Source organism: Bradyrhizobium sp. CCBAU 21365 (genome assembly GCF_015291305.1).
Classification (GTDB): Bacteria; Pseudomonadota; Alphaproteobacteria; order Rhizobiales; family Xanthobacteraceae; genus Bradyrhizobium; species Bradyrhizobium elkanii.
Genome location: NZ_CP030036.1, coordinates 7,258,730 through 7,284,491 on the forward strand (window position 1 = coordinate 7,258,730; position 25,762 = coordinate 7,284,491).

At 64.0% G+C, this 25,762-nt stretch carries 20 protein-coding genes; 10 read left to right on the forward strand and 10 right to left on the reverse strand.

Going from position 1 to position 25,762, the window contains the following annotated elements; genetic code table 11:
- The first annotated feature begins 445 nt into the window (after positions 1-445).
- The 5 genes from clpB to XI02_RS34135 all read left to right on the forward strand — a co-directional run bounded on the left by clpB (position 446) and on the right by XI02_RS34135 (position 5,708).
- Positions 446-3,058, forward strand: coding sequence for an ATP-dependent chaperone ClpB (gene clpB, locus XI02_RS34115; protein WP_172647202.1), 2,613 nt, complete (start codon positions 446-448; stop codon positions 3,056-3,058).
- Positions 3,059-3,159: 101 nt separating this feature from the next.
- Positions 3,160-3,414, forward strand: coding sequence for a DUF2171 domain-containing protein (locus XI02_RS34120; RefSeq protein ID WP_016842717.1), 255 nt, complete (start codon positions 3,160-3,162; stop codon positions 3,412-3,414).
- A 148-nt stretch (positions 3,415-3,562) separates the two neighbouring features.
- The gene (locus tag XI02_RS34125; RefSeq protein WP_172647201.1) at positions 3,563-4,624 is read left to right on the forward strand and encodes a Dyp-type peroxidase; all 1,062 of its coding nucleotides are present in this window, start codon (positions 3,563-3,565) and stop codon (positions 4,622-4,624) included.
- Positions 4,617-5,432 (forward strand): family 1 encapsulin nanocompartment shell protein, encoded by an 816-nt coding sequence (locus XI02_RS34130; protein WP_172647200.1) that lies wholly within the window; start codon positions 4,617-4,619, stop codon positions 5,430-5,432. The genes XI02_RS34125 and XI02_RS34130 overlap by 8 nt, the downstream gene beginning before the upstream one ends.
- A gap of 84 nt (positions 5,433-5,516) precedes the next feature.
- Positions 5,517-5,708, forward strand: coding sequence for a hypothetical protein (locus XI02_RS34135; RefSeq protein ID WP_016842714.1), 192 nt, complete (start codon positions 5,517-5,519; stop codon positions 5,706-5,708).
- A 12-nt stretch (positions 5,709-5,720) separates the two neighbouring features.
- On the opposite strand, the gene XI02_RS34140 is transcribed toward XI02_RS34135, so the two are convergent.
- Positions 5,721-6,941, reverse strand: coding sequence for an MFS transporter (locus tag XI02_RS34140; RefSeq protein ID WP_244981132.1), 1,221 nt, complete (start codon positions 6,939-6,941; stop codon positions 5,721-5,723).
- Between the two features lie 187 nt (positions 6,942-7,128).
- Here XI02_RS34140 and XI02_RS34145 point away from each other — a divergent pair, with 187 nt between their 5' ends.
- On the forward strand, positions 7,129-8,340 hold the full coding sequence (locus XI02_RS34145; RefSeq protein ID WP_172647198.1) for an amidohydrolase family protein: 1,212 nt from the start codon (positions 7,129-7,131) through the stop codon (positions 8,338-8,340).
- A gap of 27 nt (positions 8,341-8,367) precedes the next feature.
- Here XI02_RS34145 and XI02_RS34150 read toward each other — a convergent pair whose 3' ends face one another.
- From XI02_RS34150 to XI02_RS34160, 3 genes are all read right to left on the reverse strand, one after another.
- Entirely contained in the window at positions 8,368-9,393 is a 1,026-nt protein-coding gene (locus tag XI02_RS34150) for a glycoside hydrolase family 5 protein (protein WP_244981046.1), read from the reverse strand.
- Entirely contained in the window at positions 9,390-10,679 is a 1,290-nt protein-coding gene (locus XI02_RS34155; RefSeq protein WP_069279517.1) for an O-antigen ligase, read from the reverse strand. The genes XI02_RS34150 and XI02_RS34155 overlap by 4 nt, the downstream gene beginning before the upstream one ends.
- A gap of 75 nt (positions 10,680-10,754) precedes the next feature.
- Entirely contained in the window at positions 10,755-11,609 is an 855-nt protein-coding gene (locus tag XI02_RS34160) for a WecB/TagA/CpsF family glycosyltransferase (RefSeq protein WP_018273326.1), read from the reverse strand.
- 463 nt (positions 11,610-12,072) lie between these two features.
- Here XI02_RS34160 and XI02_RS34165 point away from each other — a divergent pair, with 463 nt between their 5' ends.
- On the forward strand, positions 12,073-13,203 hold the full coding sequence (locus XI02_RS34165) for a GNAT family N-acetyltransferase (protein ID WP_172647196.1): 1,131 nt from the start codon (positions 12,073-12,075) through the stop codon (positions 13,201-13,203).
- A gap of 74 nt (positions 13,204-13,277) precedes the next feature.
- Here XI02_RS34165 and XI02_RS34170 read toward each other — a convergent pair whose 3' ends face one another.
- Positions 13,278-14,498 carry an NAD(P)/FAD-dependent oxidoreductase gene (locus XI02_RS34170; protein WP_172647195.1) on the reverse strand — a complete coding sequence of 407 codons (1,221 nt, stop codon included), beginning with the start codon at positions 14,496-14,498 and terminating at the stop codon, positions 13,278-13,280.
- Positions 14,499-15,095: 597 nt separating this feature from the next.
- Here XI02_RS34170 and XI02_RS34175 point away from each other — a divergent pair.
- The gene (locus tag XI02_RS34175; protein ID WP_172647194.1) at positions 15,096-16,442 is read left to right on the forward strand and encodes a lipopolysaccharide biosynthesis protein; all 1,347 of its coding nucleotides are present in this window, start codon (positions 15,096-15,098) and stop codon (positions 16,440-16,442) included.
- A 124-nt stretch (positions 16,443-16,566) separates the two neighbouring features.
- Here the strand turns inward: XI02_RS34175 and XI02_RS34180 are convergent, their stop codons facing one another.
- Positions 16,567-18,675 carry a GumC family protein gene (locus tag XI02_RS34180; RefSeq protein WP_370142806.1) on the reverse strand — a complete coding sequence of 703 codons (2,109 nt, stop codon included), beginning with the start codon at positions 18,673-18,675 and terminating at the stop codon, positions 16,567-16,569.
- Positions 18,676-18,954: 279 nt separating this feature from the next.
- Between XI02_RS34180 and XI02_RS34185 the strand changes: the two genes are divergently transcribed.
- Positions 18,955-20,145: a glycosyltransferase family 4 protein gene (locus XI02_RS34185; protein ID WP_172649097.1), complete on the forward strand. Its 1,191-nt coding sequence runs from the start codon at positions 18,955-18,957 to the stop codon at positions 20,143-20,145.
- Between the two features lie 15 nt (positions 20,146-20,160).
- Positions 20,161-21,717 carry a hypothetical protein gene (locus XI02_RS34190; RefSeq protein WP_172647193.1) on the forward strand — a complete coding sequence of 519 codons (1,557 nt, stop codon included), beginning with the start codon at positions 20,161-20,163 and terminating at the stop codon, positions 21,715-21,717.
- An 18-nt stretch (positions 21,718-21,735) separates the two neighbouring features.
- On the opposite strand, the gene XI02_RS34195 is transcribed toward XI02_RS34190, so the two are convergent.
- The 4 genes from XI02_RS34195 to XI02_RS34210 are packed head-to-tail and all read right to left on the reverse strand — an operon-like array spanning position 21,736 to position 25,727.
- Positions 21,736-22,938: an ABC transporter substrate-binding protein gene (locus XI02_RS34195; RefSeq protein ID WP_172647192.1), complete on the reverse strand. Its 1,203-nt coding sequence runs from the start codon at positions 22,936-22,938 to the stop codon at positions 21,736-21,738.
- A gap of 55 nt (positions 22,939-22,993) precedes the next feature.
- Positions 22,994-23,695 carry an SDR family NAD(P)-dependent oxidoreductase gene (locus XI02_RS34200; RefSeq protein WP_172647191.1) on the reverse strand — a complete coding sequence of 234 codons (702 nt, stop codon included), beginning with the start codon at positions 23,693-23,695 and terminating at the stop codon, positions 22,994-22,996.
- 39 nt (positions 23,696-23,734) lie between these two features.
- Positions 23,735-24,541, reverse strand: coding sequence for a glutathione S-transferase (locus tag XI02_RS34205; protein ID WP_172647190.1), 807 nt, complete (start codon positions 24,539-24,541; stop codon positions 23,735-23,737).
- 25 nt (positions 24,542-24,566) lie between these two features.
- Positions 24,567-25,727, reverse strand: coding sequence for an iron-containing alcohol dehydrogenase (locus XI02_RS34210; protein ID WP_172647189.1), 1,161 nt, complete (start codon positions 25,725-25,727; stop codon positions 24,567-24,569).
- Positions 25,728-25,762: the final 35 nt, after the last annotated feature.

Below are 25,762 nucleotides of genomic sequence, written 5' to 3' on the forward strand. Positions count from 1 at the left end.
CATCGAGCGAGCTACGCGAAACGCGACGTGATCGATTCCGATAGTGTGTCCCGATCATGACTTGGGCCTCTGTACGATCACAGCGATCCGTGCCTATCCAGCGCGCGCTTCGCGAGCACAGCGAACCATCGAACCGCAATCAGCGCGATGCGTGCATCCGGCTTGCCGGCGCGGCCGTAGCAGTGCCCCCGGATGAGTGCCAAAGACGAACGTCAGCCCTCGCAACGGCTTAACTGCAGCGGCCCAGCGTGCGCGCTCCGCGATTGACACTCTCCTGAAAGGACCACACGATGCGAGATGCGGCGGCCTCAGGCCCGCGGTATTTCCGCCGGCGCAATTGCACGGGGCCGTTGCATGATGGATGTCATCGTTCCGCCATCTGTCGCCGGCGGGACTGCGTGGCTGACTTGATCTCGACGAGCCTGCGTTGCCTTGAGGTGCCACGATGAACATAGAAAAATATACCGATCGCGTTCGCGGCTTCATTCAGTCGGCGCAATCGCTCGCGATGCGCGAGGGGCATCAGCAGTTCTCGACGCTGCACATCCTGAAGGTGCTGCTCGACGACAATGAGGGCCTCGCGGCCGGCCTGATCGACCGTGCCGGCGGTAACTCACGCGCGATCCTCAAGGCGACCGAAGACGCGCTGGCGAAAGTGCCGAAGGTGAGCGGCGCCGGCTCGGGACAGATTTACCTAGCGCCGGAGACCGCGCGCGCCTTCGCCGCGGCGGAACAGGCCGCCGACAAGGCCGGCGACAGTTTCGTCTCGGTCGAACGCCTGCTGCAGGCGCTCGCAGCCGACAAGGACAGCGAGGCCGGCAGGCTGCTCGCCAAGGGCGGCGTCAATCCGCAGAACCTGAATGCGGCCATCAACGCGCTGCGCAAGGGCCGCACCGCCGACAGCGCGTCGGCCGAGAACGCCTATGACGCACTGAAGAAATACGCCCGCGACCTCACCCAGGCCGCGCGCGACGGCAAGCTCGATCCGGTGATCGGCCGCGATGAGGAGATTCGCCGCACCATCCAGGTGCTGTCGCGACGGACCAAGAACAATCCCGTGCTGATCGGCGAGCCCGGTGTCGGCAAGACCGCGATCGTCGAGGGCCTCGCGCTGCGCATCGTCAATGGCGACGTGCCGGAAAGCCTCCAGGACAAGGCGCTGCTCGCGCTCGATCTCGGCGCGCTGATCGCCGGCGCAAAGTATCGCGGCGAGTTCGAGGAACGGCTCAAGGCGGTGCTGCAGGAGGTGACCTCGGCCGAGGGCGGCATCATCCTGTTCATCGACGAGATGCACACGCTGATCGGCGCCGGCAAGGGCGACGGCGCGATGGACGCATCCAACCTGCTGAAGCCCGCACTCGCCCGCGGCGAGCTGCATTGCATCGGCGCCACCACGCTCGACGAGTACCGCAAGCATGTCGAGAAGGATGCCGCGCTGGCGCGGCGGTTCCAGCCGGTGTTCGTGTCGGAGCCGACGGTCGAGGATACCATCTCGATCCTGCGCGGCCTCAAGGACAAATACGAGCAGCATCACGGAGTGCGTATCGCGGATTCGGCGCTGGTCGCCGCTGCGACGCTGTCGAACCGCTACATCACCGACCGCTTCCTCCCCGACAAGGCGATCGACCTGATGGACGAGGCGGCGGCGCGGCTGAAGATGCAGGTCGATTCCAAGCCGGAAGAACTCGACTCGCTCGACCGCGAGATCATCCGGCTCAAGATCGAGCAGGAAGCGCTGAAGAAGGAGACCGATCTCGGCTCCAAGAGTCGCCTGCAAACGCTCGAGAAGGATCTTGTCGATCTGGAAAAGAAATCGGCGGACATGACGTCGAAATGGCGCTCGGAAAAGAGCAAGCTCTCCGACGCGCAGAAGATGAAGGGCGAGCTCGAGCAATTGCGTACCGAGCTTGCCAATGCGCAGCGCAAGGGAGAATTCCAGAAGGCGGGCGAGCTCGCCTATGGCCGCATTCCCGAGCTGGAAAAGAAGCTCGCGGCGGTCGAGGCCAGCGAGACCTCGTCCGCCAGCGAAACCGTGACCGCCGACAATATCGCGCAGGTGGTCTCGCGCTGGACCGGCGTGCCGGTCGACAAGATGCTGGAGGGCGAGAAGGACAAGCTGTTGCGCATGGAGGAGATGCTGGGCAAGCGCGTCGTCGGCCAGGCCGAGGCGGTCCGCGCGGTGTCGACCGCGGTGCGCCGCGCCCGCGCCGGCCTGCAGGACCCGAACCGGCCGATCGGCTCCTTCATGTTCTTGGGTCCAACCGGCGTCGGCAAGACCGAGCTTGCGAAAGCGCTTGCCGAATATCTGTTCGATGACGAGACCGCGATGATCCGCCTCGACATGTCCGAATACATGGAGAAGCACTCGGTCTCGCGGTTGATCGGCGCGCCGCCCGGCTATGTCGGCTATGACGAGGGCGGCGCCCTGACCGAAGCGGTGCGGCGGCGGCCTTATCAGGTGGTGCTGTTCGACGAGATCGAGAAGGCGCATCCCGACGTCTTCAACGTGCTGCTGCAGGTGCTCGACGATGGCCGCCTGACCGACGGCCAGGGCCGCACCGTCGACTTCCGCAACACACTGATCATCATGACCTCGAACATCGGCGCCGAATATCTGGTCAACCAGCCGGAAGGCCAGAGCACGAGCGCGGTGCGCGAGCAGGTGATGAACATGGTGCGGGCGCACTTCCGCCCGGAATTCCTCAACCGGATCGACGAGATCATCCTGTTTCACCGGCTGCAGAAGAGCGACATGGGCCGCATCGTCGAGATCCAGTTCTCGCGGCTGCGCAGGCTGCTGGAGGATCGCAAGATCGAGCTGGAGCTCGATCCGAAGGCGCGCGACTGGTTGGCGGACAAAGGCTGGGATCCGGCTTACGGCGCCCGTCCGCTGAAGCGGGTGATCCAGCGCAGCGTACAGGACCCGCTTGCGGAGATGATCCTTTCCGGCGACGTGCGCGACGGGTCGCAGGTAAGACTGTCGGCCACCAAGGCCGGCCTCACCTTCAACGGCAAGAAGCCGGAGAACGCGGCGGCGGACGAATTCGAACCGGTGTGAGACAGCCCGGATTGCCCACGACGCGCTGTCATCGCCGCGTCGTCTGCCGGCATCATATGCAAGCCGACTATACAAGCTGACCTGCAACCAGGGAGAGCGCCATGACGCAGCACGAGATCAAGGACAACATGGAGGTCATCGGCGCCGATGGCGTGCATGTCGGCACCGTCGATCACGTCGAGGGCAACCGCATCAAGCTCAAGAAAAACGACAGCGACGGCTTCCACAAGGGCCATCACCACTTCATCGAGCTCGGCTTCGTGGCGGGTGTCGAAGGCTCCAAGGTTCGGCTCTCGGCCAACGCCGCGATTGCGGTGACCCTCGAGGAAGAGAAGTCCGGCAAGCCCGTCGATTGAGGCAGGCACCTCTGCAAGCGCGTGAGCCATTCGAGCCCTTGTAAAGGCTCCACCGGCATGCTCCTCTGCCCCTGTCTGGACGCCGATCCGGCGTCCTGCGCCTGCCTTTTGTCCTCGTGGAAGTGCCGTTTTAGTCAAGGAGACCTGCGTGCCATCAGCCGTTCCGCAACCGGTCGCTGCGAAGCTGACGCGCGCGGCCATCTTCCTTGCGGTCACGCTCAAGCCCAATCCGGAATATGATGCGGTGGTGCGGTCGCTATGCGCCGACCTGGGCGCGCTGCTGCGTGCCGTGGGCTTCCGCGATCTCGAGGGCCGGCTGTCATGCGTCATGGGCATCGGCTCCGACGCATGGGACCGGCTGTTCGATGCGCCGAAGCCGAAAGGTCTGCATCCGTTCCGCGAGATCAACGGCGTCCACCACGCCGTCGCAACGCCGGGCGACCTGCTGTTTCACATCCGCGCCGTGCCGATGGACCTGTGCTTCGAGCTCGCGACCCAGATCATGACGCGGCTCGGCGATGCGGTTGCGACCTCCGACGAGGTGCACGGCTTCAAATATTTCGACGAACGCGACCTGCTCGGCTTCGTCGACGGCACGGAGAATCCGGAGGACCAGGCGGCCACCGACGCCACCATCATCGGCGACGAGGACACGGCGTTTGCCGGCGGCAGCTATGTGATCGTGCAAAAATACCTGCACGACCTGAAGAAGTGGAACGAGCTGCCGGTCGAGATGCAGGAAAAGATCATCGGCCGAACCAAACTCTCCGACATCGAGCTCGACGATGCGGTGAAGCCGAGCTACGCGCACAACGCGCTGACCACGATCGTCGAGAATGGCGAGGAGCTCGATATCGTCCGCGACAACATGCCGTTCGGCAATATCAGCAAGGGCGAGTTCGGGACCTATTTCATCGGCTATGCCAAGTCCCCGCACCGGATCGAGCAGATGCTGGAGAACATGTTCGTCGGCAAGCCGCCGGGCAATTACGACCGCCTGCTCGACTTCAGCCGCGCCGTCACCGGCATGCTGTTCTTCGTCCCGTCGGCGACCTTCCTGGAGGATGTCGCGAGCGAGGCGCCGGCAGCTTCGCCCGCCGAGCCGTCTCCGGATGACGCCGGGGCGGGCGACACACCTGCACCAGGAATACCGCCGTCCGACGGCTCGCTCGGGATCGGCTCACTGAAAGGAGAGGCTGGACATGAATAATCTTCATCGGGGACTCGCCCCTATCTCGGATGCGGCATGGGCCCAGATCGAAGAGGAGGCCTCGCGCACGTTGAAGCGCCATCTGGCGGCGCGCCGTGTCGTCGATGTCGACGGTCCGAAGGGAACGGATTTCTCCGCAGTCGGCACCGGTCATCTCAAGAAGATTGCGGCGCCGGGCGACGGGGTCGAGGCGACGCAACGCGACGTCCGCGCGCTGGTCGAGCTGCGCGTGCCGTTCGAGCTCTCGCGCCAGGCGATCGACGATGTCGAGCGCGGCGCCAATGATTCCGACTGGGATCCGCTCAAGGAGGCCGCGCGCAAGATCGCATTCGCCGAGGATCGCGCGGTATTCGACGGCTACGCGGTTGCCGGGATTCAGGGCATCCGTCAGGGCACCAGCAACCCGGTGCTGACGCTGCCGTCGAGCGTCAAGAACTATCCCGCCGTGGTCGCCCAGGCGGTCAGCCAGCTGCGGCTTGCCGGCGTCAACGGTCCCTATACGCTGCTGCTCGGCACCGAGCCCTATACCGCGATCGGCGGGGCCACCGACGACGGCTATCCGGTGCTGCAGCACATTCAGCGCCTGATCGACGGCAAGATCATCTGGGCGCCGGCGATCGAGGGCGGCGTCCTGCTGACCACCCGCGGCGGCGATTTCCAGCTCTCGATCGGCCAGGATCTTTCGATCGGCTATCTCAGCCACTCGGCGAAATCGGTTCAGCTGTATTTCCAGGAGACCATCACCTTCCTGATGCTGACGAGCGAGGCGTCGGTGGTGCTTGCGCCGGAGGCGAAGAAACCCGCTTAGCCCTATCGGCGTTCACTCTTCCAGGAGGCTTCGGCCAATCCGTGCCGGAGCGTCCGTCGAACTGCAACGGAGAGGAGGCGCGCAATGGACTACGATCTCTACATCAATCCGAAGAAGACATCGGTCGGTCTTTATGTCCGCAAGGGCGCGGGTCTTCCCGATCTTGCCGATGCCAAGGACTGGGTGTTCGACGGCACCTCGGCGCAGGCCAATCTGCCGCCGCAGCTCGTGAAGGAAATCGAGGCCAACGGCCACGCCTTTCGCGACATGAATTAATAAGCGCGGGCGCTACTTCTCGCCGACCTTCACCGGGGCGGTCTCGGGCATCAGGCTCATGGCCACGATGCCGACCGCGGCCGCGAGCAGAAGATACCAGGACGGCGCCAGCGGATCTCCGGTCACGTGCAGCAGCCACGTGACCACGAGTTGCGCGGTGCCGCCGAACGTCGCGATGGCGACCGCGTAGATCGTGGCGAACACGCCGCCGCGGATGCTCTGCGGCAGCGCTTCGGTGAACGCGGCATAGAACGCCGTGAACGGCAGCGATCCGATGAACGACAGGATGCCGAAGCCGAACAACAGCGACCACGCACCGGGGTCCTGGACGATCCACAGGAAGGCCGGATAGGTCAGCACCAGCACGACCAGCTGCGGCCAGATCATGATCGGCTTGCGTCCGAGCCGGTCGGCAAGCCAGCCGCCCAGCACCGCGCCGATGATCTGCAGTCCGTTGCTGACCAGCGATACCGTGAACGCCAGCGACGGCGACACATGCAGCGTGTTCTTGGCGTAGGTCGTCATGTATTGCGTCACATAGGTCGAGATCGTGCCGCTGGCCAGGATCATCACCGCCAGCACGATGACGCGAAGATGCCGGCGCGCCAGCGCCACATGGCTCGAGCGTTCGACCTGCCCGGCGACGTGCTCCCCATGCGAGACCGTTTCCGGCAGCGTGCGGCGCATCCAGATGCCGAACGGCAGACAAACGGCCCCGAGCAGGAACGCGATGCGCCATCCATAGGCCTGCAGCATGTCGGGCGCCATCGCGCTGCTCAGGATGACACCGACAAGCGCGCCGACCGTCGCCGCGATCTCCTGGCTGGCGGGCTGCGAGGCGACCACGAGGCCGCGGTTCCTCGGTGCAGCGATCTCGATCAGATAGGCCGTGGTCGGCCCGACCTCGCCGCCGAGCGCAAACCCCTGCACCATCCGCGCCAGAATCACGATAACAGGCGCCACAATGCCGATCGCGGCATAGGATGGCGTCAGCGCGATGGTCAGGATCGCGCCGCCCATCAGGGCGAAACTCAGCAGCATCGCCGGCCGCCGCCCGACCCGGTCGGAGAAGATGCCAAGCACGATGCCGCCGATCGGCCGCGTCAGGAAGCCGGCGCCGAAGGTCGCAAGCGACAGCATGAGGCTGCCGTATTCGCTATGCGCGGGGAAGAAGGTGCGTCCGATCTCGGTCGCAAAGAAGCTGTAGGTGATGAAGTCGTAGAACTCCAACATGTTGCCGATGGTCGCGGCAAAGGCCGCGCGCTTGACGTCGAACTGTTCCCTGCTCGCAATCTTCGGCAACGCTCTCGGTTCCTTGTCTGCTTGTGCGAGCGGAGTATTATTCCTCCGACCATGTTAAACAAGGCATGGAGAGCCGCGCGATCTGCATGCGACGCAAGCGACAAGAGGAACAGATCCGATGCCAGCCGACAAACTCTTCATCAATGCCAGGTTCGGTGACGGCACCAGCCGCGATCTGCTGGTCCGTGGCGGCCGCATCGTTGCGATCGAGGCGAAAGGCGAACGGCCGAGCGGGATCGAGATCGTCGATCTCGGCAATGCGCTGGTCGTGCCCGGCTTCGTCGAAGGCCACATCCATCTCGACACCAGTTTTTACGGCGACGCCTGGCGGCCGCACCGTCCCTGCACCAACGGATTCGACGTCCATGAGCGGGTGGCGTTTCAGGCCGAGAACCTTGCCGCGGCCGCGCCGATGGACGTGCGCGCGCGGAACCAGCTCGACCTCTGCATCGGGCACGGCACGACGCAGATGCGCAGTCACGTCATGGTCGACGGTTCGGTGGGGCTGAAGTCGCTGGAGACCATCCTCGGGGTTCGCGAGGAATACAGGGATTTGATCGATATCCAGCTCGTGGCGTTTCCCCAGAACGGCATCCTCACCAGCCCCGGCACGCCGCAACTGCTCGACGAGGCCATCAAGCTCGGCGCCAATGCCGTCGGCGGGCTCGATCCCGCAAGCTTCGACCGGGACGTCGAAGGGCATCTCGACGTCGTGTTTGGCGTCGCGCAAAAGCACGGCGTCGATGTCGATATCCATCTTCATGACGGCGGCATGCTCGGTGCCTTCGAGGTCGAGCAGATCGCGGCGCGCACCCGTGCGCTCGGCATGGCGGGCCGCGTCACCGTCAGCCACGCTTACGGGCTCGGCGACATTCCCGCCGACGCGCTGAAGAAGACCGCCGACAGTCTGGCGCGCTCGGGCGTCGCGATCATGACGAATGCGCCGGGCAGCCGGCCATTCCCGCCCGTCGCCCTGTTGCGGAAAGCCGGCGTCACGGTGTTCAGCGGCAACGACAACATCCGCGACTCCTGGTGGCCCTATGGCGACGGCGACATGCTGGGCCGCGCCATGATGATCGGATACCGCTCGGGTTTCTACACCGACGAAGAGCTCGCGATCGCGTTCGACATGATCACCGCGGCCGGCGCCCAGGCGCTCAGGCTCGAGCACTACGGCCTGCATGTCGGGGCCAAGGCCGATTTCGTGACCCTGAACGCCGTGCATATCCAGGAGGCCGTGGTCGCGCGGCCGTCCGGGCGTTCAGTCTACAAGGGTGGCGTGCTCGCGGCGCGCGACAATCGCGTCGTCAAGGCCGCCGGCCGATCCTGAATCGGACGCGGCGTGCAATCGAAGGGCTTAGCGGACCGGAGGGATGATCGCGCGGAGAATGTCCGTCTTCCAGCGTTGCCGGGCGCCGTCGAATGCCGCAAAATCGTGGTCGAACTGCCAGTAAGCCCACGCCCAGCCATTTCGTTCCGCGCGTCTCGCCATGAACGACAGATACGTCGCGCGGCTCTCCGCGGGAGCACGTTCATAGACACCGAACTCGCCAAGATAGATCGGGCGCTTCTCTTTCTCGGACCAGGATCGGATCTTGTCAAAATCGGCCGAGGCCTTGGCCAAGTCTTCCGCAGAGCCCCAGCGCAATGGACCGATCTTCGAGAAGGTCGGCGACCACGGCGCGCCCTGATGGGTGAATTGCAGCGGCAGGTAATAGTGGAATGTGACGATCAGGTTTCGGTCGCCGGCCGGCAGCGCCAGCTGATCGATCGGCAGCTCCTCGGTGTTCAGGATCGCGACCACGACATTGCGCTTCGGGTTGGTACCCCGGATGATGGCAAGACAATCGCCGAGCAGCTCGTTCCATTCGGCCGAGGTCATGTTGCCGCCGGGCTCGTTCAGGATCTCGAACACCAGCGCCGGGTATTTCCCCGCATAGCGCGATGCGATCTGGCGCCAGAATGCCTTGAGCTTCACGCCGCATTCGGCCACGTCGCGTTGGCAGAGATCGGTGTCGTGCTCGTCGAGGATCGGAACGAGCCTGCTCGCCAGCACCTGCTCGATCACGGCATCGAGCCGCCGCAGGACGGCATCATCGAGGATGTTGCCGGAATCCATATGCCTGAAGCCGAAGAAATTGATCCGGACATGGGAAAAGCCGGCCCTGCGAATCGCGGCGAGGTTTTCCCGGCGGAACGGCGCGTTGTGGTAGCCCTCCCAGATGCCGTCATAGCCGAGAATATTGATGCCGCGCCCCAATGTCGCGGCGTCCGACGATGCCCCCTGCCCCGCGGCATTCGCCGGCGCGATCAGCGGGACAGCAAGCCCTGCCGCCGCCAGCATGACGAAGGCTCGTCGCAGAAGTATTCGGAACGCGGTCATGGCCGCTCCGGCTCGCGCGGCTGCGCGCACGATGACGGCACCGGCCGGCAAATGGCGAGGAAGAAGGCGATCAGCAACACCGACGTGAACATCGTCGAGCGAAGGAAAACCGTCTCGGTGAAATTGGTCTGGCAGTTGAGAAAAACAAATCCGATGATCAACGCGCAGTGCAGGCGGTCGATTGCCCGCCCTGCGATCAGGCAGAGCACCTTGTAGGAAAACAGAAAGACGCTCGCCGTGAACAGGAAATAGCCCAGGAATCCGGTCTCGACGAGAATGGCGATATAGCCGTTGTGGTAATTGTCGAGCACCCAGCCGTGGTTCTGGTTGAAATAATCGTAGATCGCCGGATTGGTCCAGAATCCGTTGATGCCAAATCCGAACAGCGGCGCGTCATCGAAATGGCTGATGGCGTACTGCCAGATGAAGGTCCGCTCGGTGAAGTCGATCGTCGTGTCGAAGGCATGAATCGAGTCGTATCCGGTCGTGTAGAAATACAGGATCAATAGCGCTGCCGCGACGCACATGACGGATGGCAGGATCGCGTAGACCTGCATGCACCGGACCGACCACAGGGAGGTGAGCAGCAGCGCGCAGGCAACCAGCGACAGGGTGCCGGCGCCGCGCGACTCCGAGAGCATGACGCAGGTGGAGGCCAGCACGAACGTCACGAGGAAGGGCAGCCATCCTTGTCCCGTTATCTTTCGATAGCAGGCGAAGAACATGAGATAGGCGCCGGCGAAGCCGAGGGTTTGCTTCGACTCGAAGACGCCCTGCCACTGTCCCTTGTGCATCCAGGTCTGATCGATCCCGATGTCCGGGAGGATCACCGCACAGAGCGCAGAGGCGGCGATCAGCACGAACAGGCCGCGGGTGGCCGATGTCACGATGTCATCGATATCGACGCGGGTGATCATGCAGAACGCGCCAAGCGTCGTGATTACGAGCGCAGCGGCCTTCATCAGCGCCGCCACGCCGAGGTTGGTCCACAACACGGAGATAGTGGCGAATGCGTAGAACGCGACGATCACGAGCGTATCGAGATTGAGGGCCAGCCGCAGGCAGGGACGGATGAACAGGCTTGCGTAGATCAGAACGCCCCACATCAGCAGGGCGACGGCCTGTTGCACCAGGGTCAACTCGGTCGGAAGCAGCGCGGCGTGGAAGGTCCCCATCGACATGATCACATTGATGGTGATCGACCAACCGACGACGGCCCTGGCGAAATTCTCCGCCCCGACACCGGGTGCCTGCCAGATCGAACCGTCGATCGCACGTCCGTCCATTCGGTTGTACTCCGCTCATGGAATGAGCCTGCTGCTCCGGTGGATCGGAGCCGCACATTGCACTCGTTAGAGGCGTCAGTCTTTCGTCGACGAGGATCGGGTCCGGTTGAACAGCAGATAGAGCGCGTGCGGATTGGTCGTCAGATAACGCCAGAACAGCCGCCGCGGCTCGAGCCATAGGCGCCAGGCCCATTCGAGGCCGACGATCTGCATCCATCTCGGCGCACGCGGGCGCGAGCCGGACAGGAAGTTGAACAGCCCGCCCGAGGTCTTGATGACGCCGACATTGCCGAGCCGAGGCATGAATTCGTCGACGAAAGCCTGCTCATAGGGCACACCGAGCGCGACCCAGAGAAAATCGGGCGCCAGGGCATTGATCTCGTCGACCTTGGCCCGCAATGCGTCGCCGCGCAGATAGCCGTGCGAATGGCCGACGATCTTGAGTGCCGGATAGGCCCGGCGGACATTGGCAATGGCAGCCTTGTTCTCGGCTTCGTTGGCGCCGAACAGATAGAAGGTCAGCCCGAGCTCTTCCGCCTTGCGCGCGACGTCGTGAAACAGATCCGTGGTCGCGACGCGCTCGGGAAGCGGATTCGGCGACCGAAGCTTGGACACCATGACCAGCGGTTGCCCGTCGGCGTTGATCAGGTCGGCGGTACGGAACAGCCGGTCCGTCATCGGCTCGGTCGAGCAGCGCGACAGCACCTCGCCGTTGGCGGAGGTCAGATACAGCGGACGATTGGCACGCCGGTTCGGATGCACAGCCTCGACCATGAACTCGGCGGTCTGCTCGCGATCTAGCACGGCGAGCCGCAGCCCACCGACGGTTGCCCGGGGAACACCGGCCGTCGCAGCCCTGCCGACAGGATTGATGCGCCGCTCCCGCGCGCCGTGTGGCAATGATCCGATTTGCGCCGGAGCCGAGGACATCTGCTCGGCCCGCGATATGTCGCAAATCCGGACAGGCGGCGCAGCCATGTCCGAATTGGGACGCCGAGGCGGCTTGCGGTCGGCCTGCGGGAACGAAATTGCGTAGGAAGCGCGGGTTTTTTGGCTGTGACTCAGCATTTCGGCGGGACTCCAGGACTTGCGAGCCCTTAACTGCAATATCCGGTCCAGACCGGGTGCGATATCTCACCACGGCGCGATTGAGCTGAGTCTTAAAGGATTGTTAACGATGCAGATCCCTCGGACGCAGCGACGTTCAGATGACGGCCGACCGCAGCCGATGCGATGAAGGTAATGGCTCGACCCAGCAACAATGTGCAAAGGTCGAGGCATTGCATTAATACAAATCGTATTCTGCCGCTGCCCGAGCCGATCGACCTTTGCTATAAGGGCGGCGTGCCGGATTCAATCGGCGCTTTGAAACTGTCGATTTGTTTGGTCTCACATGAATAAGAATGATGACGCGTTCGATGTCAGCATCGACGACGCATTCGACTTCCTGTCTGAAGAGTACGTGAAGTTATTTGAAGGCTCGGACGCGACCGCCTTCCAGCATCCGATATGGCTGGACAGCCTTTATCGCAAGCTCGCTTCCGCCGCGTCGGCCAAGCCGCTGGTCGTCGCCATCCGCCATCGTGCGAACAAGTCGCTTGCGGCCGTGCTGCCGATGCTGCGCGTGCGGCGCGGCCCGATGCGCACCATCGAATTCGCCGATCTCCGCGTGTCCGACTATTTGTCGCCGGTGTGCAGCATCGCGACCTTCGCCGACCTGCTGCAAGACCGGCGTGCCTGCGAAAGGCTTCGACAGCTGCTGCGGCCGTTCGACCTGCTGCGCATACCCAAGCTGCTCGATGCGAGGATGCCGATCGAGAATCTGCTCGGAGCGCCCCATCGCAGCCTGATGGATACCAATGCTTACGCGACGGTCCTGGTTGCGCCGTTCGAGCAATGGCAGATCAATGCAATGGGAAAGTCGTACCAGAAGGAGCTGGCAAAGAAATGGCGCCAGATCCACAAGAAAGGCACGCTCACCTTCTCATGCTGCGACGATAGCGCCTCCGTCGGCGAAGCCATGGAGACGATGAGAAAGTTTCGCGGACCGCGGTTTCACGAACAGGGTGATGGCGATCTGTTGCAGCGACCGGAGTACTTCGATTTCTACTCGAGCGTGGCGCTTCGCGGCATGGGCTCGTTTACCCGGCTCTACGCCATGAAGATGGACGGCATCGTCATCGCCACCGCGCTTGGGCTGGTCCACCGTGGCAGCGTCCTCGTCGTCATGACGGGGTTCGATGTCGACGGGTACAAGAGCCAATCGATCGGCGCGCTGACATTCGAGGGCGTCGCCAGGGATTGCATCGAGCGCGGCGACCGGGTGCTCGATTTCACCATCGGTGACGAACCCTACAAAATGCAGTTCGGCGGTCAGCCGACGCCGATGTCTGCGGTGACGCAGGCCGGCAGCGCGGCCGGCTCGCTGGCGCTGTTTGCCTTGAAGCAGGCGCCCTGGATCAAGCAGGCCGCCAAGCGCGTGACCGACCTCAGACCGATCCGCACCTCGACCGGCACGCGCTAAAGCGCGATGAGATCGGGTCGGATCATCATCGCGCCTCAGCTCATTGTGAACATGATCTTGGCGCGACCACTCGCCTAGCGGAGCGCGCTGCGGACGCGCATCACCCATCCCGGATGAATGCGGTCGACCCGGTGGGTGATCATGCGGCGCAGGAAGTGCAGCTTCCGCCGCAAGTTCCAGCGCATATCGGTGTTCAACGTCAAGGCCTGGCGGAAGCTCGCCAATTGCAGCGAGTGCTGATCGGCGGCGAGCTTGTCCCGATCGGAATAGAACTGCGCAATCTTGTCCACGCCCATACCGGCGGTCTCCAGCCAGCGCGGCACATAGTCCGTGCAAAGACGTTCGACATCCACCAGCAGTCGGCCCACGCCGGTTCCGGCTGCGGGACAGTTGGTCTGAAACGCATCGCCGATCAACACGACGCCCGGCCGCAGATGGCCCTCGGTCACAGTCAGATCCATGACCCAGTTCTGCACCTGGCCGACCACCTCGAAATCGCCGAGATAGGGCTGCAATCCCGGCATCAGGCGAAGCAGCGTCCGTCTGGTGTCGCGGCGCAGCTCGCGCATGATCGGATCGGTCGGATCGCGGAACATGAACAGGTTCGCCCGCATGCCGCCCGACATCGGAAACAGGCTGAGATAGTCGACACCGTCAGCCGCCTCCTCACCATAGCAGGTCAGCGCATCGAAATCGAACGGCGCATTGTCCGGCCGTGCGATCGTGAAGCCGAACGAGACTGAGTGGCGCGCAGCAAGCATCCGCCGACGCATTCCGAGACTGTGGCCGAGCACGTTCGTCATGCCGGTCGCCAGAATGACCAGACGCGAGACGACGCGCCTTCCGGAGGCCAGCGTCAACTGCTGGCTTTGCTCGCTACAGCTGACATTGGTCACCTGGTCGAGCAGGAAGCTCGACGCATCGGGCGTCAGGCCGCGTGCCATGTTGACGAGGTTGGCATAGGAAATCCCGTAGGACCGGCCGACGCCGATATCGACCAGCTTGCCGCTCCTGATGTTGAGCACCCGGTCATAGGGCGCGGCAATGGCCTCGACGTCGTCGATGAAGCCGAGGCGGCGCAGAATATCGATCTGCCGTCCGGCGATCTTCTCGACGCGGAATTCATCCGGCGGGATCGAACGCTTGTCGATCAGGATGACCCGGTACCCGGCTCGGGCGAGCACAGCCCTTGCCAGCGAGCCTGCCAAACCGGCTCCGACAATTGCGACGTCCGCTTCGATGACTTCGGCCTCGCAGGCCACGATCGGCTTGGTCGCACTTTTCTCGGCAATCATGTTTGTCCGCTCCGACGGCTAGAGCGTTTTCGAGCGAAGTGGATACCGGTTCGCGTGAAGAAAACGCGTCAAAACAAGAATCTAGAACGCCGTTCCGATTCCATCGGAACGGGAAAAGCTCTAGTTGGCCGCAGAACTGCAAATTCCTTGCCCCCAGTGCCGCCTTGCCGATCGAGCACGGCGAGTTCGAGAATCGAGGTTAATGAAAACGTCCGGACCACGATCAGCGGTCTCTCGGCACACGGCTTGCACGACGGTCGGCCATGAAACTGAACCTTTGCAGGCTCCGCAGCAGGATGGCGAGGCAATTGCCAGGCCATCAAGCTGCGACAGATGGCGTTGACGCGCAAGCCCAGTCGCATCCGGCAAGGTCCGCGCCACTGGACCGCGCTCCGGAGGCAAATCCAACCTGCGCCGTTTGGAGACAGGGCAGACGGCGCCGTTCCAGAATGGAGCAACGCGACCTGGCCCCGTTCACAACTGCGTTGGACCCTGAAGCCATTCGAAAGGAACGGAATCTTAGCAAGAGAACATTAACACTCCAGGCTTCACCGATTGCTACGGTCGACAGCCCGACTGGATATTGAGACGTCTCTGGTGATTGCCTCTGTGCTCCAATTGTTACGGCGCGACGTCACGCGCGGCGTTGCCGGGACCATCCTGCTCAAGGTTGGTAGCGGCGGGCTCGCATTCGCGTTGTTCTCGCTCGCCGCGCGGGCGATGACGCCCGACGCGTTTGGAAACTTCGCAACCCTGCTCTCCGTCGCCCAGATCGCCTCGGTCGTGGGCCTGGTCGGCCAGGAGCTGCTCCTGGTTCGGTTTCTCAATGAATATGAAGTGCGCGGCCAGACCGAGTTCACCAAGGGTGTGCTGCTGTCGAGCCTGAAGAACTCGGCGATCGGGATGCTGATTTCGATCGCCGCGATCGCCGCGGTGGCCAGCCTTCGCGGCGAGTGGTGGCTGTTGATCCTGTCGGTCTCGGCGTTCACCGCGGTCAACGCAGGGCTCATGCTCGGCAGCCAGATCGCGCGATCGCTGGTCAGCATCCTGATGGGCGAAGGCAATCGAGAGTTCTTCTGGCGCGTCGCCGTCGTCCTGTTCCTGATCGCGGTGCTGTTCGGCCACCGGCAGCTCACCCCCACCGAGCTGTTCAGCGCGATGTCGGCCGCGATGGCCCTCGGGCTCGTCGTGCAGATCGTATCGATCGTACGGGTGCTGCCGAACCTGCGGTCGGTGACGGCGCGCTTCGAGGCCTCGCGCTGGAACAAGAGCGCATTCCGGTTCTGGCTCGCCTCCATTCTCGAAGCGGCTAACCAGTATTTCGACGTCATCCTGGTCTACTGGATGCTGGATCCGGCCACCGCCGGCGTCTATTTCGCCGCCTCGCGGCTGGCCAACATCTTCGCCATGCTGTCGGCTGCGCTGTACACGTTCGGCGCGCGCCGGCTCCCCTCGCTGTACTTCAGCAAGAACCACGGCGAGCTCGAACATACGCTGAAGCTGATGGCCGAGGTGACCGCGCTCTGCGTGCTCAGCGGCCTCGTCATTGTCTGGGTGGGCGCCCCCCATCTGCTCGGCCTGTTCGGACCGCACTTTGCGGCGCAGCAGTGGGTGTTGATCGTGCTCGCAATCGGAACGGCCTTCCAGGCGGCAGGCGGGCCCTCTGCTGCTGTTCTGCAGCTGACAGGCCATGAGCGCGATTACGTTCCCGTTGTCGCAGCCAATGTGGCGCTGCGGCTGCTGGGATTTGTCATGCTGATTCCCTGGCTTGGCGTGCTCGGCGCCGCGATCTCTGCGACGGGTTCGCTGGTCGTCGCCACCGTCGCGCTCAACGTGCTGTGCCGGCGGCGGACCGGCGTCGACCCATCCATTCTGGTGCTGTCGCACCTGTGGCCGTCGAAAGGTGACGCCTACGCGGTCCGCGTTGCGGATAGCAACGACTAGAGCGTTTTTCGAGTGAAGTAAGATTACCGGTTCGCGTGACGAAAACGCGTCAAAACAAGAATCTGGAGCCACGCTCCGATCCTATAGGAACGAAGAAGGCTCTAGCTTCAGCCGAACCGCCTTTTCAACTCGCCAGGCCCAGCGTTTCGCCCTGGGCACCGCGAACGGTCGCATCGACCGCTACGCGATTGACGACCAGCGCGGTCGGGACCGAACCATACCCGGATAGATCGGCGCGCACCTTGCCGATCGCAGCCGAGTTGGCGGCCCCTTCGCGAGCCACGAGGATCACGAGGTCGGCATGGGCAGCCAGCGCCACCGCGGCCGGCTGCAGCGCAAGCGACGACGCGTCGACGATGATCAGGCCGAAATCGGCGCGAATATCGTCCGGCGGATAGGGCGGCGACTTGCTGCTGGCGCCCAGCAGTTCGACGATGGACGGCAGATCGGCCTTGATGATCCCCGATCCTTGCGGCGGCGCGGCCTCGGCGCGCCTGGATTCCATCTCGATCAGGACGCTGAGCATGCCGTTCTTGACGGCGGATCGGTTCAGCGACCGTGCGATGGTGCTGCCGCCGGCACCGCCCTCAACCGACAGCAGGAGCGCCACCTTGCCGTGGTCTCCCGGAAGTTGCTCGATGTTCTCGATCAGCAGCTGAAGATGCGGACCGAGATCGGGCTCGGCCGTCGTCGAGATCGGGGTCTGCCAGACGCTCCTGACGGCGTCCGGCGACGCCATGTTGGGAATGCGGGCCAGCACCGGCAATCCCGGCGGCAGCGCCGGTTGCGGCGCGGCAGGCGCCGGTGGTGCGGGCGCCTCGGCCCGACGAAGCGGCGGAATGGCCTTGATCGGGAGCTGCTTCAGATTGAGACCAGGAACGGCGACGATCGCCGTCGACGTCAGCAGCGAGACGATCGCGAGCGCGACCAGCAACAGCGGAAGCGGCGGCAGCGTCGAACGCACCGGCGGCGTCGCAGGCGATGCGACCTTGGTCTGCGAGCTCTGCAACAGCCGCTGCTCGTCGGTGGTCTTGTAGCGCGAGAGGAATTGCTCGTAGATATTCTTGTTGGCATCGGCGTCGCGCTGCAATTCCTGCAGCTTGACGAGCGCCTGACCGTCGACAAGGATCTGCTGTTCGACCGCCTTCTGCTGATCCTCGAGCGCCTTCTGCTGATCGCGCTGCGCCTCATATTCCGACTTCGCGGTGTCGATGTTCTTCTTCCGCTCGAGCTCGATCTGCCGGTTGAGATCGCCGAGCTGGCTGAGAGCCATCACGAGGTCCGGATGACGGTCGCCCAGCACCCCGCGCTTCTGTGCGATCTGGTCGTTGAGCGCGGAGCGCTGGGCGCGCAGCGCACTCAGCAGGTCCTGCTTGACCGGCCCGTCGACGTTGGCCTTCAGGTCGCGTTGCAGTTGCTCATAGCGGACCTTGGCCTCCTCGGTGCGGGCGCGCGCGGCGGCGACCTGCTGGGTCAGATCGGTGACGCGCAATTGCTGCGTCGTCGATTCCTTGCCGGCATTGACGATCCGGTGCTCGAGCTTGAACTTCGCAACGGCGTCTTCCGAAGACCGCAAGCGGTCGTTCAATGTCTTGAGCCGGCTCTTCAGCCAGTCGGCAGCTTCATCGGTCGCCACGCTGCGCGTGCCGCGCTGGCTGGCGACGAACGCCTCAGCCACCGCATTGGCGTAATACGCCGCGCGCTGCGGGTCGTTGGACGTGAACTTGATGGCGATGACATAGGTCAATCCGCGCCGGGAGATGTCGAGCCGGTTGCGAAACCGGTCGAGCAGGCGCGTGGGGTCGGTCCTGCCGCCGGAGATGTCGCTGTCCTCGGCGACCTTGAGCTGCTCGATCAGCGGCCCGAGAAATCCGTCGGATTTGGCGATCTCGACATAGCTCTGCAGTGCTGCGGCATCCTGACCGATCCCCGGCAGGACGTCCTGATCGGTGGTCACGCGCTGTTCGCGCGGGTCGACCACGACGAGCGCGGTCGCGGCATAGCGCGCCGGAATCAACATCAGCAGAATGACGCCGACCGCGAAGATCACCGCGGCGAGCATCAGAATGCGCTGACCGTTCTCGCGGAAAAAAGCCACCACGCCGGCAATGCTAAGCACGCCCTTGATGGTTTCCGCAGAGGATCGGCTGGCCGGCACGCCGGCAGTTTCCCACGACGCGGCGGGTTCCGTGGCTTCGGAACGTCTCGAGCCTACGCGGTTACCGAACTTCATGAGGCTGTGACTCGAATTCAACTGACAGTACTGCTCCAACGTAAATATCTATGGTTAATCCACGGTTACCCCCTCTCGATGCGGGCGTAACCAATTAGTTAACGAGCCGGCTGTACCCTTTGTGTGAGACAATGTCTCTCGATTGCTGGCGATGTCTGACCGCACTAAATGAGCAGTAACCTCAACACGCGCTACTCGGTGTACGAGCACGCTTCGCGTGATAAGCACGCGCGCAATATCGAGGGAGACGACTCCATTCCTTCGATGGGTGAGGAAGCCGTGCTCCATTACAGGCCAAGCACAGAATTGCGCGAGGCATCGACCGCATCGCGCAATCAATCGAACCAGAGCAAGCCAAAGCTGCGTGTCGTCCTGGTGCAGACCCAGGCCGAGAACGCCGGCGCGCAGGAGATATCGCGGCTGCTCGGTGCGGGCCTCGCCGCGCGCGGCTACGACGTCGCCAACCTGTTCTTCTTCCGCAAATCGGATTCCTTCGACGAGCCGCCCAATACATTCTATTGCGCGCCGAGCCGCCCGGGAAATCCGCTGGCGCTGCTGCGGATGCTGTGGACGCTCGCCGGCCATCTCAGGACCATCAGGCCCGATGTCGTGCTGACCTTCCAGCACTTCGGCAATGTGATCGGCGGAGGCGTGTCGCGCCTCGTCAGCCGCGCCCCGGTGATCGCCAATCAGGTGTCCTCGGCGATGTCGATGAGCATGCCGGTGCGCGCCGCCGACATCATCATGGGCTCGACCGGCTTCTTCCAGTGCATCACGCTGAATTCGCGCGACATGGAACGGGAATACGCGCGCTATCCCGCGCCCTATCGCTCGCGCATGACGCACGTCCCGCATGGCTTCGACGACAAGTCGCACAGCCTGCCGAAGGACGTCGCGCGGCAGCAGCTCAAGCTGCCGCCGGATCGCACGCTGCTCGGCTGCGCGGCAAGGCTGCATCCGCACAAGCGGCTCGATGCGGCAATTCGCCTGCTGGCCGCCGATCAATCCTGGCATCTTGCCCTCGCCGGACAAGGCGCGGATGAGGAACGGCTGCGAGCCCTGGCAAAAGAGCTGAAAGTCGCGGACCGGCTGCACTTCATCGGCGAGATTCCGCCGCGCCAGATGGCCGATTTCCTGGCCTGCCTCGACGTCTTCGTCTTCCCGACGCAGGCCGAAACTTTCGGCCTTGCCGCGGTGGAAGCCGCGAGCGCCGGCATTCCCTGCGTCGTCAACGATCTTCCCGTGCTGCGCGAAGTACTGTCCTACCAAGGGCAGCCGGCGGCGGTTTTCGTCGACGCTTCTGACGAGGCCGAGTTTTCGGCCGCCGTGTCGAAAGTCCTGACCGATCGTTCGTTGAGCGACCAGCTGCGGCAAAGCGCCGTGGGTCTGAAGTCGCGCTATTCGTTGGATGCCATGATAGAGGAATACGTCCGCATTCTCGGCAATGCCGTGGGAGTGGACGCGCACTAGGAAATTGGGCTGGACATGATTATCGAGTTTCGCTGCGATCGTGCGCAGGCGCGGCTCTGGATGCGTCGCGAGACGCTGCGCGTCAGCGATCAGGATATTCCCGTTCAAATCGCCTGGACTACGACGCCGGGGCCGAGGCTCGCCGGCCTCGACATGCTGTTCGAACTCGAACGCATCGTGCTGCGCAAGGGCAAGGCGGGCGAGGCCGACAGGCTGAAGACGATTGCGGAACGGCCGCGCATGGGCAACCCCGATGTGGTGGTCGACTTCACCACGGCCGAGCGGGACCCGAACTGCTCCCCTAGGCTCTATCTCCGTCCACGCTTCAACGGGCAGGTCGGAGAAGTCGCCGCACTGGCCGCCATTCTCGCCGGCGACCTGCCGGTGATTGAAATCGTCAACGAGCTCGGCGGCACGGTGATGGACCGCGGCCATCCCTCAGCGGAAATCGCCGCCGGCCTGAGCGGCGGGCTCGAAACGGTGATGGCGCGCACCTTGTCCATGCTGCCGCCGATCCTGTCGGGCGCTCCGCGGCTGGTCCCGCAACTGGCTGTGCCGGCGGCCGGCAGCGCGCCGCAAAATCCCGTGCCCTTTGTCCTGCGCGGCGTCGCGACCTCGATCGCGAAGGAAATCTACCGTCTCTGCTGCTACGCGCCGCATTGGCATGTCGGTTGGCGCTACGCCGACAACGCGGATGTCTGGCGGACCGGCGACCTGTCGGGACCTGCCTGGAACGTGCTCGGCGATCCCGGCAATCACTTCTATGCCGATCCCGTCCCGGTGAAATGGCAGGGCAGGACCTGCGTGTTCTTCGAGGACCTCGACCACCGCACCGGCAAGGGCATCATCTCCGCGATCGAATTCGACGGCAACGGACCGGTCGGCACCGTGCTGCCTGTGCTCGAAGAGCCCTGGCACCTGTCCTACCCGTTCCTGATCGAGAACAGCGGCGAACTGTGGATGATCCCGGAAAGCACCGCGCATCGGGATGTCCCGATCTACAAATGCGTCCGCTTTCCCGACAAGTGGGAACGGCAAGGCACGCTGCTGGCCGGGCTCGAACTCGCCGACGCGACCATCACGCGGCATGACGGCCTCTACTACATGTTCGGAGCCTGGCGCGACGGCACCGGCGGATATTCCGACACGCTGGCGATCTATTACGCCGAGCAGTTGTTCGGCCCCTGGCGGCCGCATGCAAGCAATCCGATCCTGATGGATCGCGCGACGACGCGGCCGGCCGGCAATTTCGTGACCATCAATGGCAAGCTGTGGCGGCCGGTGCAGGACTGCACCAACGGATACGGCGCGGCGCTCGGACTTGCGGAAGTGCTCGAACTGTCGCCGACGACCTACCGGCAGGCCGTGCGCTATCTGCTCAAACCCGGGCCGCTGTGGACCGGACGCAAGCTGCACACGCTCAACCGCTGCGGCCAGCTCGAGGTGATCGACGGCTCGCGGGTCCAGCCGAAGACCGCGGCCTTGCTGAACAGCCTGCGGTCAAGCGACCAGTCATTGCAGCGGGAGTGGCAAGGCACGCTGGCGAAGCCGATCGCACGTCGGCTCCACTAGCGCCTCGGCCGGCCCGGTTCAGTTCGGGTCGGCGCTCAGCACGCCGCCGAACTGCTCCCACGAGCTTCCGGTCCAGCGTTGCAGCTGCAGCTGCGTATAGGCCATGCTGTTGTCCGGACCTGTGTTGATGGTGATGCCCGGCATCAGGGTCGGCAGCACGAGCCCCCTGATGTTGCGCGCCTGCTTCACGATGTTCTCGCGCGACAGATCGTCGCCGCACTGCTTCAGCACCTGTTCCAGGATCTGACCCTGCTGGGTGCCGAACAGATAATTGTTGTCGCCGATGTCCGCGCCGGGAAGATATTTCTCGAAATGGGCGCGATACCATTTCATGCCGGAATCGTCGGCCCACTTCCTGTCGTTCGGATCCTTGGTGATGGTCGCCACGACAACGCCCACCGCCTTGTCGGCTCCCGCCGGCACGATGGTCGCGGAAACCGAGCTCGACACGTAGTTGACGATGGTCAGCGGCGACCAGCCGGTCTCGTTCGCCTTCTTGATCGCCTGGGCCGCGAATTTCGGCGTGCCGGCGATCAGGAACGCCTGCGCGCCCGACGCCTTCAACGTCACCACGCGGGATTCAATGGTCGGCTCGGTGACCTCATAGGGCGACGTCACCACCTTCTTGTCGAAATCGGCCTTCAGCACCTCCTTGAACGCGGCCACGAAATCGCGGCCGAGATCGTCGTTCTGGTAGAGGATCGCGATCTTCGCATCGGGCGCCGTCTGCGTGATGTATTTTGCGTAGATCTTTCCTTCGGTGTTGTAGCTCGGCAGCCCCGTGGTGGTCAGCGGAAACTCGGTGAAGTTCGCAAACTTGGTCGCGCCGCTGACGACGAACAGATGCGGCACCTTCTTCGCAGTGACGTATTTGATGGTCGCGCCGATGCCGGGCGTGCCGAGCGGGCTGAACAGGAACGCCACCTCGTCGCTCTCGATCAGCTTGCGGGTCTGCTCCACGGCCTTGGGCGGCGTGTAGGCATCGTCATAGGTGATGAGGTTGATCTTGCGGCCGTTGACGCCGCCGCGGTCATTGACGGAATGGACGTAGGCGATGAGGCCCTTGCCGGTGTTGCTGAGCGGCGACGCCGGCCCGCTGAACGGGAACGTCGCCCCGACCTTGATTTCCGACTCCGACACCCCCGGCGTTTCGGCGCGGACTGGAGCCACGGCAAGCGCCGCGAGCATCGCAACGGACACGGCAAACGTCTTCAACAGCATGAAATTCCTCCTGAGCTTTTATGAATTGACCAACTCTTGCGACCGGCGCGCGGCGCTACCAGGCTTCGCCGAACGGCCTGATCTCGACGTTGAACGACCACGCGCTGCGATCCTGATGGGCGACGTGCCAGACCTCGTCCGCGATCGCTTTCGGCTTGATGAAGAAGTCATCCGGCCGATCCGGCCAGCGCTTGCGCGTCCACTCCAGATCGATCACGGCATCGATCACGAGGTAGGCGACATGAACCCCTTGCGGCGCCAGATCGCGCGCCATCGCCTCGGCGAGGATCCGCTGCGCTGCCTTGGTCGGCGCGAACCCCGCGAAGCCGGCCTTGCCGCGCAACGCCGAGGTGTTGCCGGTCGCAACGATGGCGCCCTTGCTGGCGCCAATCATCGCCGGGGCAAATCGCCTTGCCAGGTACAACAGTCCCATCGTGTTGACCTGGAAGTTGCGATTGAGAATCTCCGGATCGATCTCGCGGAAGGTGCCGAACGCCCCGCCGACGGCGTTATGAATGACCACGGTGGGATCGCCGAGATCGCGCTCCACGGCGGAGGCCACCGCCTCGACTTGCGCGGGATCGGACACATCGCATCGATAGGCCTTTGCGCCCGGCAACTGCTGCTCGAGCGCGGCAAGACGCGCCTCGTTCCTGGCGAGCAGGGCGACGCGATAGCCGCCCTCGGTGAATCTCCTGGCGAGCGCCGAGCCCGTGCCGGGACCAACCCCGGATATCAGGCAGACGGGTGCGGTCATGCGATCAACCCTCCGCTTTGCGGCCCATGGCCTTCATGGTCAGGCGGCCGCCTTCGACAGCAACTTCTCGACATAAGGCTTGAGGTCCGGCCTGACATGCTCGTGCGCGATCAGCCGGTCAAAGTGGGCAAACATCAGCGGATACTCGTCCTGCACACCCGGGTGCAGGATTTTCGCCAATCCTTGCTTTTGCAGCTGCTCGGTCCGCGCGTGTTCGTTCATGAACAACGCGAGTTCGGCGGCAAAGCAGATGTCGGCAATCGAGATGCCGCTCCCGACCAGCGCCTCCCGCCGTAGCGACAGCGCCTGCTCAATGCCGGACGCATAGATCGCGAACGCATCCTTTGCACGCGCATGAATGGCCGCATCGACGGTGCCGCCCGACAGCGCCAGCAGATAGATTTGCGAGTCCCGCGCAAACACCAGGCTGACATCGAGAAAACTGTCGATCCTAGACGCCTCGTAGGCGTCGCGTCCGTAGAGCGGGAACGCTGCCTCGCCGAGCCGCGCCACCGCGCGCATGATGCTGTTCGATTCGAAGATTCCGACCTCGCCGTCGGCGCCGAATGCCGCCGGCACATTGCCGAACGGCTGTGCCGCCATGAACGCATCGGTCTTGAACAGCTGCGCGCCGGTCAGTCCGACCCGCCCGGTTCGTGCCAGCGACGACAGCGAGGCGCGCTCATGCTCCGCCAGCGGGCGGGCATCATAGTCCCACAACCAGTCGCGCAGCTCCTTGCCGGAGGCGCCCCGGACCTCGACATCCACACCGCAGAACCGCGCCGCGATGGTTGCCTTCCAGACCCGCGGGTTCGGCAGATAGGAGAAGATGCGCAAGGCGGCCATGGTGGACTGCTCCGGTGCTAATGCCTCAGGCGGCCAGCTTCAGGATCCTGACGACGTCGTCGGGTTCGCGGATCGGCTGCGGGTTGGCGCGCGTGAAGATCGACAGCATGGCGTTCTGGCCGATCAGCTCAAACCGATCTTCGCCGACGCCGACATCGGCAAGCCGCCGCGGCAGGCCGAGTTCCGCGATGAACGCCGCGAAGGCTTCGCCGGCATCGCGCCCCGGCGCGCCGAGCGCGGCGGCGATCGATTGCTGGGCGGCTTCCGTCGCCGGGCGGTTGTAGCGGAGCACGCTCGGCATCATCACCGCCGTGCAGAAATAATGCGGCACGTCGCAGGTGCCGCCGAGCACATGGCCGATGGCGTGACTGGCGCCCATCGGCACCCGCGACTGCAATCCGAACGCCGACAGCCAGGAGCCGAGCTGGCAGCTCAGCCGCGCCGCCTCGTCGTCGGGTTTAGCTTTGGTGCGCAGCAGGCCGTCATGCAGATAGCGCAGCCCCTGCTGGCACACCGCATCGACCAGCACATTGGGGCGGCTGGAGCAGATCGCCTCGATGCCGTGATCCATCGCCCGCGTGCCGGAACCGAGCCAGAGCTTCTCGGGCGTATATTTCGTGATCGCGGGATCGAGGATGATGCTGCGCGGCATCATCATCGGATGATTGAAGATCTGCTTCAGCTTGCGGCTGGTGTCGGTGACCAGCGCGCCGGAATTGTATTCGCCGCCCGAGAGCGTGCTGGGGATCGCGATCATGCGCACTTTCGGCGTGCGGAATGGCCCGAAGCGGCGGTCCGGCGTGGTCTCGAAGCCGTCGAGGCCATCAGGCTCGAAGATCTCGTGCTCCATGCACATCAGCACGATCTTCGCCGCATCGACCACCGAGCCACCGCCGATCGCGACGACAAGGTCTGCCCTGGCCTCGCCGGCTTGCCGCGCGATCTGCGTCACCACGTCGCGCGTCGTGTGCTGCGGCACGCCGTCGAAGGTCGCGGCATGGCGGTCGCCGAGCGCTTGACGGATTTTCTCGATCTCGTCGGTCGTGGTGTTCAACGTCCGGCTGGCGATCAGATAGACGCGCCTGGCGTCCAGCCGCTCGGCCTCCTCGCGCAGCGCTTCGGCCGCCGGCCTGCCGTAGATCACGGATTCCATGGTCGGGTATTGATGGCTGCCGGTGACGCGCATGCTTTCACTCCCTCGATGTGTCCGTGAATTCCCGG